Source organism: Veillonella sp. Ser01 (genome assembly GCF_053850375.1).
Map to the genome: position 1 here is coordinate 151,291 of NZ_JBSPUA010000003.1, position 14,221 is coordinate 165,511.

The 14,221-nt window shown below is 38.8% G+C and carries 13 protein-coding genes; 8 read left to right on the forward strand and 5 right to left on the reverse strand.

The features are described 5' to 3' along the window. Positions 1 to 190: 190 nt before the first annotated feature. The 4 genes from ACWTVK_RS06980 (at position 191) to ACWTVK_RS06995 (ending at position 4,696) form a co-directional block, all read left to right on the forward strand. Complete coding sequence (locus ACWTVK_RS06980; RefSeq protein ID WP_456046393.1) at positions 191 to 1,462, forward strand: putative porin; 1,272 nt, start codon at positions 191 to 193, stop codon at positions 1,460 to 1,462. Positions 1,463 to 1,614: 152 nt separating this feature from the next. After that, positions 1,615 to 2,220 (forward strand): hypothetical protein, encoded by a 606-nt coding sequence (locus ACWTVK_RS06985; RefSeq protein WP_456046394.1) that lies wholly within the window; start codon positions 1,615 to 1,617, stop codon positions 2,218 to 2,220. A 178-nt stretch (positions 2,221 to 2,398) separates the two neighbouring features. After that, positions 2,399 to 3,601, forward strand: a complete 1,203-nt coding sequence (locus tag ACWTVK_RS06990; RefSeq protein ID WP_456046395.1) for an MFS transporter — start codon at positions 2,399 to 2,401, stop codon at positions 3,599 to 3,601. A 210-nt stretch (positions 3,602 to 3,811) separates the two neighbouring features. Beyond that, the gene (locus ACWTVK_RS06995) at positions 3,812 to 4,696 is read left to right on the forward strand and encodes a LysR family transcriptional regulator (RefSeq protein WP_456046396.1); all 885 of its coding nucleotides are present in this window, start codon (positions 3,812 to 3,814) and stop codon (positions 4,694 to 4,696) included. 125 nt (positions 4,697 to 4,821) lie between these two features. On the opposite strand, the gene ACWTVK_RS07000 is transcribed toward ACWTVK_RS06995, so the two are convergent. Next, positions 4,822 to 5,439 carry a LysE/ArgO family amino acid transporter gene (locus ACWTVK_RS07000; RefSeq protein WP_303939607.1) on the reverse strand — a complete coding sequence of 206 codons (618 nt, stop codon included), beginning with the start codon at positions 5,437 to 5,439 and terminating at the stop codon, positions 4,822 to 4,824. A gap of 135 nt (positions 5,440 to 5,574) precedes the next feature. Further along, positions 5,575 to 6,615: a YeiH family protein gene (locus ACWTVK_RS07005; protein ID WP_314356040.1), complete on the reverse strand. Its 1,041-nt coding sequence runs from the start codon at positions 6,613 to 6,615 to the stop codon at positions 5,575 to 5,577. Positions 6,616 to 6,956: 341 nt separating this feature from the next. On the opposite strand from ACWTVK_RS07005, the gene ACWTVK_RS07010 reads away from it, so the two are divergent. From ACWTVK_RS07010 to ACWTVK_RS07025, 4 genes are all read left to right on the forward strand, one after another. After that, complete coding sequence (locus tag ACWTVK_RS07010; protein ID WP_060923912.1) at positions 6,957 to 7,502, forward strand: beta-class carbonic anhydrase; 546 nt, start codon at positions 6,957 to 6,959, stop codon at positions 7,500 to 7,502. Positions 7,503 to 8,147: 645 nt separating this feature from the next. Further along, complete coding sequence (gene bioD / locus ACWTVK_RS07015; RefSeq protein WP_456046397.1) at positions 8,148 to 8,900, forward strand: dethiobiotin synthase; 753 nt, start codon at positions 8,148 to 8,150, stop codon at positions 8,898 to 8,900. 125 nt (positions 8,901 to 9,025) lie between these two features. Further along, positions 9,026 to 10,414, forward strand: a complete 1,389-nt coding sequence (gene bioA, locus ACWTVK_RS07020) for an adenosylmethionine--8-amino-7-oxononanoate transaminase (RefSeq protein WP_456046398.1) — start codon at positions 9,026 to 9,028, stop codon at positions 10,412 to 10,414. A 219-nt stretch (positions 10,415 to 10,633) separates the two neighbouring features. Then, complete coding sequence (locus ACWTVK_RS07025) at positions 10,634 to 11,974, forward strand: anaerobic C4-dicarboxylate transporter (RefSeq protein ID WP_456046399.1); 1,341 nt, start codon at positions 10,634 to 10,636, stop codon at positions 11,972 to 11,974. A gap of 104 nt (positions 11,975 to 12,078) precedes the next feature. Here ACWTVK_RS07025 and ACWTVK_RS07030 read toward each other — a convergent pair whose 3' ends face one another. From ACWTVK_RS07030 to ACWTVK_RS07040, 3 genes are all read right to left on the reverse strand, one after another. Then, on the reverse strand, positions 12,079 to 12,486 hold the full coding sequence (locus ACWTVK_RS07030; RefSeq protein WP_285365889.1) for a Fur family transcriptional regulator: 408 nt from the start codon (positions 12,484 to 12,486) through the stop codon (positions 12,079 to 12,081). A gap of 103 nt (positions 12,487 to 12,589) precedes the next feature. Continuing rightward, the gene (locus tag ACWTVK_RS07035; protein WP_105094623.1) at positions 12,590 to 13,408 is read right to left on the reverse strand and encodes a metal ABC transporter permease; all 819 of its coding nucleotides are present in this window, start codon (positions 13,406 to 13,408) and stop codon (positions 12,590 to 12,592) included. Further along, a complete protein-coding gene (locus ACWTVK_RS07040) occupies positions 13,401 to 14,198 on the reverse strand; it encodes a metal ABC transporter ATP-binding protein (RefSeq protein ID WP_456046400.1) in 798 nt (265 codons plus the stop codon). The genes ACWTVK_RS07035 and ACWTVK_RS07040 overlap by 8 nt, the downstream gene beginning before the upstream one ends. Positions 14,199 to 14,221: the final 23 nt, after the last annotated feature.

The following is a 14,221-nucleotide window of genomic DNA, read 5'->3' on the forward strand; positions in this document are numbered from 1 at the left end:
TTAAGAAATTTAATAGGGCGTATTATTAATTAAAGGCATATATAATTGTGAGATTGATATACATTCTCTCTTTACTTCGTTAATGAAAGTTGTTATTATTTTAATGTTGTATATGATAATGATAATTAACTTTGTATATTCATTATCTACTTATTTTATATTTTCTTATTTTTAGTGTGTGAGGTTTATTATGTTGAAACGTAAAATGACTAGTGCTTTTGCAGTGACAGCTGTATTAGGTGTGGCTACAGCCTTTGCTGTTAATCCTTTCTCCGATGTTCCGTCCGATAGCTGGGCTTACCAAGCTGTAGATCAATTGGCTACAGCTGGTATTATCAATGGTTATCCAGATGGTACTTTCAAAGGTCAAAATAACATTACTCGTTACGAAATGGCTCAAATGATTGCAAAAGGCATGGCTAATCAAGACCGTGCTAATGCAGAACAACAAGCTATGTTGAATCGCTTGGCCGACGAGTTTTCCAATGAATTGAATACACTTGGTGTGCGTGTAGCTAAATTGGAAGACCGCGTAGGCAATGTAAAGGTTACTGGTGATGCTCGTATCAACTACATCGGTAAAGAGGGTATCGATGGTTATGATTACGAAGATAAAATTACAGCCCGTGTACGTTTAGGCCTAGATGCAAAGGTTAATAAAAATACATCTGTAAAAGCTCGTATTACAACAGGCTCTATTGAACTAGGTGATAGCTCTAAAGAAGCGCAAGCTAACTGGGACTTGGCATATGTAGAGCACAAGTTCGGTAAAAACGTTGTAGTAGACGCCGGTCGTTACACTCAAAAATTTGGTGGCGGTCTTATTTATAGCTCCAACTTTGATGGTGTAGGTGCTACAGCTAAGCTAGGTGATAAAGTTACATTAAATGGTGCTTATGGTTATATGACAGCAGGCCGTTTTGCTAAGACTAGTAAAGCTGATAATGGTGATGTAGGTCTTATTAATGCCCATGTAGCTGTTAATGATCGCTTTAGCTTTGGCGGTATGTTTGCTCATGTAGGTACAACAAATGTACGTATGGGTAATGGCAAGAAAAATAACGAATTCGATAATGTATATGGCTTTAATGCTAAATATAATGTTGGTAAATTCGGTATTGATGGCGAGTGGGTAAAAGCATCTGGCTTGAGTGATTCCGATATTTGGAACGTAGGCGTTAAATGGGGCGACTATAAAATTAACAAGAAGAATTCTTGGGATATCCGCTTAGATTACTATGATCAAGCTAAAAATGCACCTGTATTTAAAACGCAAAAATATGAATCTAATGATTTATTGAAGAAAACACGGTATGAAGGTTATAAAGCATGGCAATTAGGTGCATCTTACGCACCAGAGAAAAATATTGGTATTAATGCATACTATGGCTTCCATGCGAAAACACAAGATGGTAACCGTGTAAATGATTACTACCGTGCAGACCTTAGCTTCAAATTCTAGTTCTAATTTTAGGATGGATCTGGATTTAATAACTAATTAGTTTTAAGTTCTAAGTTCTAAGTAGAATGCTATGTGGATTGAAATTGTTAGCATGCTACATTAGGCCAACTAGATATATACTGGTAGTTTGTATAAGAAATAGTGAGGTTTATATGGCAGAAGTAGTAAAAAAACAGTTTAAGAGTAAATACCATATTTTAATATGGATTGCGGTTTTATCCCTAATATTTATGGGAATGGTAGAATATGGTTATGTAACAAGCGGTAGATCATTTGGTAACTGGAAGGTTCACTTAGGTCTTATTCCTTATGTTGCATGGCTTGTATTAACATATATTGCAACAAGACCAAAATGGTTTATCAAACGATATAATCCAAAAGAAATGTTTGAAGTTCATCGCATCGTAGGTATCGTTAGTGTTGTTCTTGTATGTGCACATTGGTATGTATACTTCTTGAAAGCATTGAAGTCCTTCTTAGGATTCTGGGGCGGTTATATCTCCCTTGGAGCCATGTTTATTGCTCTTATCTTTGCCGTATTGTACTTAACGCCTTGGGTAGGCAATATGGCAAACTCTGTATCTCGTAAAAAAGCAATCTGGATTCATCGTTTGAACCTTATTGCTATCATTGCAGCAAATATTCATGTTCATGGTTTTGGACGTTTGTCTAAAATGGTACCATTCTTGCCTGTGTTTGATGTAGTGACGTATGCACTTGTTATTTACTACATCTATTGGATGTTCAAACAAAAATAAATGATGTATACGTACTTTTATTCTTATAAAAGTCGTATAATCATAGAACTAAAAAGAGACCATCTCTACCCTTTATATGTGGAAGAGATGGTCTTTTTTTGTAGTTTACGATACAATAATATTATGAGTATATTCTATTGTTTTGTGTAAGTATATACTGATAAGAAAGAAGGTCACTATGGATTCTTCTTGGAAACGAATTATCTATTTAATCTGTATTATACAGATCGGTGGGGGAATAACAATTATAGGGGTACTATCATTTCTACCGTTATTCCTTATAGAGTTAGGTCTACATAATCCAGGTGAAGCTGCTATGTGGGCCGGTATTGTATCAGGGGTAACGCCTTGTATGGTAGCACTCAGTGCACCGTATTGGTCGCGTAAGGCAAATCAACTGGGACCTCGTAAGGTAATGATGTTTATCTTATTTACCTTGATGGTTACAGTGGGGGCCTGTGCGTTCACCCAAACCCCAGCACAGTTATTAGTCCTAAGGCTATTGCAAGGTGTTGTAGGCGGTTATGTACCAATCGGTTTGGCTATTATCGTCCTTATAACGCCTGAGGAAAAGGTGCCATGGGCGATGGGGCTGTATCAAGCATCTATGGTGATGGGCCTTGTCTTTGGTCCTCTTATGGGTGGCTTAGCGGCTGATTTATTAGGTTATAGAGCGCCATTCTTTATATTTTCCGGATTGACTGGCATTTGCTTATTAGGTATTTATTTCTTAATGCCTAACTTACAGTTTAAGCATAAGGTAGACGCTCAAGAATCACAGATTTCTTTGATTAAATCATTTTTGATGATACCTCGAGTTCGTCTATTAGTGGCGATGCAGTTTTTATGTAACTTTGGTATTACTGGTATTGGTCCCATCTTACCGCTTTATATCAAACACTATATGGCCGTGAATGATGAATTTGTGGCTACCATTGTAGGGATTATTATCTTTGGGGCTGGTTTGTTTAGTGCTTTAGCATCCATTTCAATCGGTAAGGTAACACAACGATTGACCATGCCTCGTATTATCTTTACTGCTACATGGGCGGTGGGATCTTTATTTATTTTGCAATACTTAATGCCTAGTATATGGGGACTTGGCGTATTCCGTGCTATAGCGGGATTCTTTATGGGCTTTATTACGCCAATTGCAAATACGCTGATATCCAAGGCCGTCCCTATTGAGCGACGAGGTATTGTCTTTGGCGCCGTATCTAGCGTAGCAATGATGGGTAATGTATTAGGCCCTGTTATTAGTGGTGTTATTGCGCGTGCCTTTGGATATGGTGCTGTGTTCTGGTCTACGGCGACAATATTCTTTGTGGCGTCCTGGTTTGTATATCGTAATTTAGTTATGTCTCGTGAAAGCGGTTCATAATAGTGAATCTACTTTCAATGAAATATAATAGTTGTAGTTGTAGTTGTAGTTGTAGTTGTAGTTGTAGTTGTAGTTGTAGTTGTAGTTGTAGTTGTAGAGAAAATATTATGTGAGTAGCAAATACCAATGAGAGGGGTTGGTGTATGTTGTGTAGTGGGCTAGTAGATAGAGTAAGGCTACTAATTATAAGAGAGATGAGAGTGTATCGTTATGTTGTTGAAACAATTAGAGTATTTTGTGTGTGTAGTTGATAATAATAGTTTTACTCAAGCTGCGACAGAGCAGTATGTGTCTCAATCTGCTATTTCACAACAAATTAAAGCCCTTGAAATAAGTTTAGGTGTGGAGCTGATGGTACGAGAAAAACGAAGCTTTCACCTAACACCAGCGGGGCAATATTTATATCGATCTGGTAAAAAATTACTAGAACGCTTTCACGATATTAAGGTAGAAACAACCCGAATTGGTACAGATGCACGTGTTAGTTTACGAATTGGCTATTTAAATCGATATAGTGGGATGGCTATGCAGCAAACGGTCATTCGCATGGCTAAACGCTATAAAAACCTAGATATCCGCATGTATAGTGGCAGCCATGAGGAACTATATGGCATGTTAGATGATCGTCGTGTGGATGTAATATTTAATGATCAGTGGCAGATTTTATCTGATGATTATGAAAGTCATTTGATTGATAAGGCAATCACCTTAATTGAGGTGCCTCAAGGCTATACAAAGGAAGGTAGCGTCGAAATTAAAACTATTGATGATTTACCACTTATCTTAGTATGTCGCGGTAAGTATACGCTAGCTGAGGAAGAACATTATCGTAAGGCCATTGGTTATGCTGGTGCCTTTGCATATGCTCGTACATTAGAGGAGGCTCGCTATTTAGTAGCAGGTCAACAAGGACTATTGCTGCTTGATCGTTTTAAATATTTAACCGACTCCATGCCAGGTATTGAGCGCAAGGTATTGACTAACCATGGTAAATCGATGGAGCGCAATTACTACTTTGTATCGCAACAAAATCAAAGTAACACCTATGTAGAAGCCTTTAGAGAAATGTTTAAACAAGTTTTAGCAGAGTTTTAACGTATCAAAGACGAATTATGTAAAATAAATTTAATCGTCATATAACAAATAAACAATTACAATATAAAAGCCGTTAGCATATGCTAACGGCTTTTATATCTATAGATTGGGTTATTAAATTTGTTTTAATTAAAATATTCTAAGAGCATTGTAATACCATCGATGAATAATTTTATGCCATAAATGACGAGAACTGCACCACAGAAGCGATTAATCCACGCCATATGGGTGATTTTGATTTTCTTGGCGAGTAGGTGCATCGTTGTGGCTAGAGCGCCAAACCACATGGGGGTCATGGTGAGGAAACCAGCAAAGAAATAGTATATGCCTTCTTTTGGAATATTGGCTTGAAAGGCACCTAGCATCATTGTCGCATCAAGGATGGCTTGTGGGTTGCCCCAAGATACAGCGATAGCAGACATAATAATTTTTTTGATAGGAATATGCGTATTTACATTGCGTATATCTGGCTCAGTTCTAAATATATTGCCGCCCATGTATACGATGAGAAGACCGCCCAAAATGAGGATAATCAATTTGGTGATAGGCCACATCTCAAGTACTGCACCGATACCATAGAAGGCGGCAGCACTGAGACTCATGTCAAAGAGTGCTAAGATGATGAGCGTTAGTATAATACGACGTACTGGCTGGACTAACGCTGTATTAATAATAAAGAGGTTTTGCATGCCAACAGGGGCAAATGTTGCGAGACCGACAAGAAGTCCTTGTAAGAAGTACATGTTAACCCTCCTAACTATGGTATGATAAAGTACTAATAAGGTGAATAGTAGCACGAAACCCCTCCATTGCTGGAGGGGTTATTACTATTCTAACTATATACAATTATATCATATTAAAATAGGCGTGTATATTTTTTACCATAAACCAATCATATGTTGTGTTACAAGGCTGACAGCCGTAATGGCAATCCAGCAGCAAGCACCTAAGGCAAGAGCAGAGCCACCAGATTTAATCAATTTTACGATGTTTGTGTTAAGACCGATAGCAACCATAGCCATGGTGATAAAGTATTTGGAAATAGTTTTGAACACGCTTAAGAATTGAATATCTATATTTGCATAGGATAATGCAGTAGTAATTAAAGAACAAATTACAAAGTAGAGAACAAATTTAGGGAAAATTTTAGCGATACTAACACTACCACCATCAGTTTGAGCCGCATTTTGTTTTGCTTTATATACTTGGTAACTAGCAAGGCCTAAACAAATCGGAATAATTGCAAGGGTACGTGTTAATTTAACGATTGTTGCATATTCTAGAACTTGTGTACCAGTTCCTTTCATGCTATCCCATACAGCAGCAGTAGCTGTTACAGAGGATGTATCGTTTACTGCAGTACCGGCAAATAGACCAAAGCCCATATTAGAAAGGCCAATGGCATCACCAAATGGCGGGAATACAAAGGCAGCTACGACGTTGAAGAAGAATACAACAGAGATAGCCTGTGCAATGTCTTGATCTTCAGCTTTGATAACTGGTGCAGCTGCAGCGATAGCAGAACCACCACAAATGGATGAACCTACGCCGATAAGTACGGCTGTATTAGAGTCCATATGAGTAAGGCGATAAATAATATAGGACACGATTAAAGATGTAGCGATGGTTGAAATAATGACAGGTAATGAAATCCAACCTACATGTAATATTTGCGTAATATTTAAGCCAAAGCCCAATAAAATAACAGCCCATTGTAAAATCTTCTTGGATGTAAATCCAATGCCGGCGCCAGTTTTTTCGCGCTTCCAAGATGTGAATACAGAGCCAATAATTATACCTAGGATAATAGCAAAGATTGGACTACCGATTAGATGAAATTCAAGACCTAATAGCCAACAAGGAATAGCGAGGACCGCACAGAGCAAAATGCCTGGCAGTGTTTTTTGATTAATACCCATTATAAAAACCTCCTTACTGTACATACAGTTCACGTCATATTTGGTATCATGTGGCGTTTTTTTCTATGGTTTTAATAGTACCACATTAGGGGAATTAAAATCTACTAGTAATATAAGAAAAATACGGTATATTTATTTTTGTGAATGTATAAGGTTGAAAAGTGTAATAAATGAATATTAATTATAAATATAGAATTAATATGAGAATTATCGGATTCTTGTGAAAGTTATTGACCATAACTAATATTTATGAGTGATAAAAATCACTTGTTTTGTAGTGAATATATTGTATATAATGAATAGCATCTATTTTAAAGATAGAAATATAAAAGAGGTACCTTATGATTGATATTAAAAAAATAATTGAAACCAATAAAGAGTATGTGAAAAACCACCCAGAATTACCAAAAGCAGGATTAACAAGCCATCCTACTAAAAAACTAGGTATTGTTACATGTATGGATACGCGTTTAGTCTGCATGCTAGAAGATGCATTAGGTTTTAACCGTGGTGAAATTATCGTTATTAAAACAGCTGGTAATAGTGTAACGCAACCTATCGATAATATCGTACAAAGCTTGCTAGTAGCTACGTATGGTATGGAAATTGAAGATGTATTAGTCATCGGTCATGAAAACTGCGGTATGATTGACTTCTCTGCTACAACATTTATGGAGTCCATGAAAGAAAAAGGTATCAGTGAAGATGCAATTCGCATGATCGAACCAGGACTTATTGACTGGATGGATCGTTTCCACATCTCTGAAGACAATGTAATCTACACAGTTAACTTCTTGCGTCACCACCCACTATTCCCAAAAGGAATGGGATTCTATGGTGGCATGATGGATCCTGATACAGGCGAATTCCGCTACCTCGAAATATAAACCTAGATTTGATGGGTCCCAAGTTGATTTGTACATTTAAGTGAAAAAGGACGAGAACTAACCTCTACGCTCCAAAGCGAGCTAAGTCGCTAATCGGTTAGTTCTCGTCCTTTTTCTAACTGTACCTATGAATTAGTCCCATCAAATCTAAATATCCATTAACGAGTTAGCGTAATTTCGCTGTATCGAGAGGGGGGAGAAATTAATGGGACCCCTTTATATAACTACATTTAGGTAAAAAAGAGTGATGACTAACCTTTACGCTCCAAAGCAAGCTAAGTCGCTAATCGGTTAGTCATCACTCTTTTTCTCTTTTCTCCATATATAGCCAACCTATTATTATCGTATTCAAGGGTAACACATATGACTCTATGGGACTAATACGGCGATAAAGTTATAAAAAGCTGTGTCCCTAAGCGAAGTGTGACTTAGCTCGCTTTGGAGCACGGAGGTTAGGGGCACAGCTTTTTAGCTAAAATGTAGCGATGTATTCGGGCCCCATAGAGTCACAACATCGTAAACTTAAACGGTAATAATAGGTTGACTATATATTCCTTTTAGCTGTATATTGTAATTAGATTGTAAACTTACTCACATAAATTGGTTAACCTATGCGGCGTTAAGTATCGCTGAGAGGAGACGTGTATGAAGCAGTTAGGTATTTCTATAATTGGTACAGATACAGATGTAGGCAAGACGTTTGTAACGGGCTTATTAGGGGCCATGGCTGTAGATGATGGCTTTGCGGTTGGTATGGTTAAACCCGTGTCCTCCAGCGCAGTACCTTTTCCTGAATGTGTAACGATGGATGAGGATAATTATAATGTGGATCTTGAGAGCAAGGATGCTACATATTTGATGCGTTCCGCTGGCATTCCTGAGTCGCGCCGTCACGAGGTTAATCCATATGCTATTGCTGGAGATTTTTCTCCTCGTCTTGCAGCAGAATTAGCTGGTATAGAAATCGATTATGTTGGTGTAGTAACTCATACATTAGATGTTGTTAATCGCTATGATCTAACCTTTGTAGAAGGTGCTGGTGGTATTACCACACCTCTTTACGGCGATAAAACATTCACGGATTTAATGAAAGATATTAAATTACCAGCCATCGTTGTAGCTGATGGACGGTTGGGCTCCATTAACCGCGCTATTTTAACTTGTGAATACGCGAAGATGCAGGGTATTGAGGTGAAAGCCATCATTGTCAATGATACGACTGCAGTGGATCCGTTCTTGTTGAAAACAAATGTGGAAGACATGGAACGATATACAGGTATTCCTGTGGTGGCTGTTGTACCGCCATACCAAGGTCCGAATATCCAAAAGGTTCAGATTGGTTGGGCTCGGTCCTTTGTGGACTCTAAGAAGGTGTGGAATACCGTACTAGGCATATAGTAGTTAGATATTGTAATTTAATCTAGCCTAATCATTAATATTAATATTAATAGATTGTTATAGTAGTAGAACTTTATAGGGATAGAGAATTATAGTTTGTAAAATTGTACGTATGAGGTGACAAAATGGCAGAGAAACAGCTTTCACAAGCAGCACAATGGGATCATGAGTTTGTATGGCATCCATTTACACAAATGCAAGATTGGTTGGCACAAGAACCAGTCGTAATCGAACGTGGTGAGGGGGTATATCTCATCGATGAGAACGGCAAAAAGTATTATGACGGCGTCTCCTCCTTATGGGTTAACATTCATGGTCATAATCATCCTGTATTAAACCAGGCATTGAAAGAACAAGTGGATAAAATTGCTCATAGCACATTGCTCGGTCTTGTAAGCCCACCATCTGCACAATTGTGTAAAGAATTAGTAGAGCTCGCCCCAGAAGGTTTAAATAAAGTATTTTTGTCTGATGATGGTAGTACGGCTATTGAAGTTGCTATTAAGATGGCCTACCAATACCGCCAACTAGTGGGACAAACGAAAAAGACTAAATTTATCGCCCTTAATGCAGGCTACCATGGGGATACATTAGGTACTGTATCTGTAGGCGGTATTCAATTATTCCACCAAGTATTCCATAATCTACTATTCAAACCGTTGACCTTGCCAAGCCCTGGTGTATATCGCGACGTAGCGGATCGAGATAAAGCCTTCGATGAGTCTTTGGCTGAATTAGAACGCATCCTTAATGAAGAGGGTGATGAAATCACAGCTCTTGTTATGGAACCATTGGTTCAAGCTGCAGCAGGCATGCTCGTCATGCCTCACGGCTATTTGAAACGGGTTCGTGAATTGACTGCGAAACATGACGTATTTCTCATTGTCGATGAAGTGGCAACAGGCTTTGGGCGTACTGGTAAATTCTTTGCCTGTGAACACGAAGATGTGGCTCCAGACTTTATGACCTTATCAAAAGGTATTACTGGTGGTTATATGGCTCTTGCTGCCACATTGACTACACAACGCGTATTTGATGCATTCCTTGGCACCTTTGAAGAAAAGAAAACATTCTATCATGGTCACTCCTACACAGGTAATGCATTAGCTTGTGCGGTCGCATTGGCTTCGTTGAAAGTTTTCCGCGAAGAGAAGGTCATCGAAGGATTGCCTAAAAAAATCGAGGCTTTCACCAATGCATTAAAACCTATTGAAAAATTAAAACATGTGAAAGAGGTTCGTCAACGAGGCCTCATCGTAGGTATTGAACTTGAAAAAGATGTGGCCGCTCATGAAGCGTATCGTCCAAATGATGCGGTAGGGGCTAAGGTGGCTATTCTTGCTCGTGAACAAGGCCTTATTTGCCGTCCTATCGGCGATGTAGTAATTCTCATGCCTCCATTGGCGTCTACTGTGGAACAATTAGAGGATATGGTTCGCATCGTTGGTGAAAGTATCCAACGAGCTACCGAAGAAGAGGGGATTCTCGAAGATTTACGGCCAATTATTTTGTAAAAATTTAGGATCAAGCATTTTATAAAGGTTTGGTGTAATAATAAAAGCTATATATGTCACGATTCTACAGACGATGTAGGCTGTCGACATATATAGCTTTTTATGTTTATCTATTATGATGTTTTAGTTATGTCTTTAAACTATAGACTATACATTGTGAAAATTCGATGATATTTCTGCATATCTATGATACTATATATGTATAAAGGAGGTCATCGTATGGACATTTATGTAATTATGCAAGTTATTATTTTATTTGGTGCCATCTTCCTTGGTGTTCGCCTCGGTGGTATGGGCATCGGTTACGCTGGCGGCCTTGGGGTAGTATTGTTAAGCCTTGGTATGGGTATGTTCCCTGGACAGATTCCGTGGGATGTAATTCTCATCATCATGTCTGCTATCGCTGCCATCTGTGCCTTACAGCTAGCCGGCGGTCTTGATTATTTGGTGCGTATTGCGGAAAATATTTTGCGCAAAAACCCTAAACACATCAACTATTTAGCACCAACAGTAACGTATTTCTTAACTCTGTTGGCTGGTACTGGTCATACAGCATTTTCTATGATTCCGGTAATCGTAGAGGTGGCAAAAAGTGAAAACATTAAGCCATCTGTACCATTATCCATCGCCGTTGTAGCGAGTCAAATCGCTATTACAGCGAGCCCAGTATCTGCAGCAGTTGTTGCTATGAGTGGTTTCCTTGAACCATTTGGTGTAAACTATCCAACATTACTCGCTATTTGTATTTCTACAACATTCGTAGCAGTTATGATTACTGCCTTTATTATGTCTACATTTGCGAATAATGATTTGTCTTCTGATCCAGTATACCAAGAACGTTTGGCAGCAGGTCACGTGGCACCACCTCGTGAAAAAAATGCTGATTTCCACTTGAAACCAGGTGCGAAAACTTCTGTATTGATTTTCTTGATTGGTATTATTTGTATCGTATTCTATGCAACTGCCATCTCTAAGAACATTGGTCTTATTAAACCAGTTATCTTCGGTCGAAATGATGCCATCGTTGGATTCATGATGATTATTGCGGCTGCTATTACATTCTTCTGTAAGATTGATACAGCACAACTTGTTAATACAAGCACATTTAAATCCGGTTTATCCGCATGTGTCTGCGTATTGGGCGTGGCATGGTTAGGTGATACTTTCGTAAAAGGTCATATCCCTGAAATCAAAGCTCTTGCTTCTAGCATGGTAACGGCATATCCGTTCTTGTTAGCCGTAGCATTCTTCTTTGCAAGTACATTGTTGTACAGCCAAGCGGCAACTACACAAGCGTTGGTACCAGCTGTAATTTTAGCTCTCGGTATTACACCAGAGAACCCAGGATCCGTATATATTATTATCGCATCCTTCGCAGCTGTATCTGCACTCTTCGTATTGCCTACATACCCAACACTTTTGGGGGCTGTACAAATGGATGACACCGGCTCTACACGAATCGGTAAACTCGTATTTAACCATCCGTTCTTCATCCCAGGCGTGCTTGCCATCGCTATCGCAGTAGCCCTTGGCTTTGTAGTAGCTCCATTGATGCTGTAGTTGGTAAAAGTTAAATAAGACTAATTCAAACGTATTCAAATAAGAAAAGGACGTAACTTTCAAAAGTTACGTCCTTTTTGTTTGATTTATTTAGAGAGTTTTTATTAACCTTTATTCTTACAATCCTTACATGTTCCGGCAATTTCCAAATGATGCTCCGTCACCGTAAAGCCTGCATCAATTAATTCCTGTGGCATTTCTACAACAGGGCATGTGTGCAGCGGTATCATGGCTCCACATTTTGTACACACTGCATAGTGGCGGTGTGTATGCGGTGTAATTTCATAATATGCCATATCGCTACCCATGAGTGTTGTACGGGTAACGATTTCCTTTGCTTCTAACAGCTCAAGAGTGCGGTAAATAGTAGACATCCATGTAGTGCTACCATCGCCTAATCGCTCTGCGATTTCCATAGCCGTAATAGGTTTATCTGTAGTTGTTAATACGGACCAAATTGCTTCGCGCTGTTTGGTTTTTTTTATGCCTTCAGGCCAACTTGTTGTATTCATAACGCTCTTTCGATTCTGTTTTCATACTAATATGCTATACACTTATATAGGTAACTAATAGTGCTAATTGAATATCTAGGTACATATTGATTATTATTGGGGTTTATCTACTAAATTGCATACGACGTAGGATTGTACGGATGTTTTTAATGATTAATACTACTAGGAGAATTGCCACCGATGTAAGAGACACAAAACCACCTGGTGCTACATTGAGATAGTAGGATCCAAATAGGCCAATAACCATGGCTAGTAAACTAAATCCAATAGAACAGAGTAATGTTGTTCTAAATCCTTTTTCCAACTGCAATGCCGATGCTACCGGTAAGGCAATCATAGCACTTAATACGAGGACACCGACAATCTTAATAGAAATAGATACGGCAGCAGCCATCAAGATAGCAAAAATATAGTTAATAAAGTCTACTTTAACGCCTGCTACGCGGGCCGCCTCTTCATCATAAGCGATGTAAAGGAGTGAATTGTACAAGAAATACAATGTAAGAACAGATAAAACTGTTAGCACTGCAATACTAATCATATCCGTAGCGTTCACAGTTAAGATACTGCCAAAGAAGAATACATTGGCATTAGCTTTTAATTTACCTGAACTAATAAGAGTAATAGCTGTACCGATGCTAAGAGATAAAATAATAGTAAGAATCAAATCGAGATGGTGAGAGAAGTATTTCCGCAAGAACTCTATAAGGGCACCGCAGATAGCGGTAAAGATGAATGCTCCTAAGATAGGATTCGTATTTGTTAATAAGCCTAATGTAATACCTGCTAGTGAGGCATGGCTCATGGTATCACCAATCATACTAGAACGGCGTAGTACCATAAAGATACCGATACAGGGACATAAGAGGGAAATGCAGATGGCTACAAAGAAGGCGTTTTGCATAAAATCATAACTAAACATGGCGCACCTCCTCAATTATAGTATCATTTGCCTGAGCCTGAGCCTGAGCCTGAGCCTGAGCCTGAGCCTGAGCCTGAGCCTGAGTTGTTACATCTGTGAAGCAAGCACAGCTTTCGTGATCCATAGGGTTGCGTCCTGTGCTGTGCATAATTTCACAAGCGTATTGTTCAGGGGAGCAAAGATGACCTTGACCATTTGCGATATGGTAAATATTAGTTGAATTGGCTAAGGCCATTTCAAGGTTATGTTCCACCGAGATAATCGTAATGTGATGAACCTGATTTAATTCGCAAAGGAGTGTGTAAATGCCTTCTTGGCTTTTACGGTCGATACCAGTAGATGGTTCATCAAGGATGATGAGGTCAGGACTACCGATGAGGGCGCGAGCGATGGACACACGCTGTGCTTGCCCTCCAGATAATTTACTGATTAGACGGTCTTTGAACTCCGTCATATTGGTGAGTTCTAAGACACGATCTACTTCATGTTTATCTTTAATTTTTAATAGCTTACGGTAGGAATCAAGTATTTCTTTTACCGTAATAGGGAAGCCTGCATGAGAGAAATCATTCTTTTGAGATACGTAGCGAATGTTGTTTGTATCTCGCTTGATAGAGCCTTTCACAGGTTTCAGGAACCCTAAGATGAGACGTAGAAGGGTACTTTTACCAGACCCATTGTCCCCAACGATGGATATATAATCACCACTGTGAATATGTAAGTTAAGGTCATTCAACACATAAGGTGGCTGACCTTGATAGGAAAAATAAAGATGTTCAATAGATAACATATAAAAACCACTTTTCTAATTGA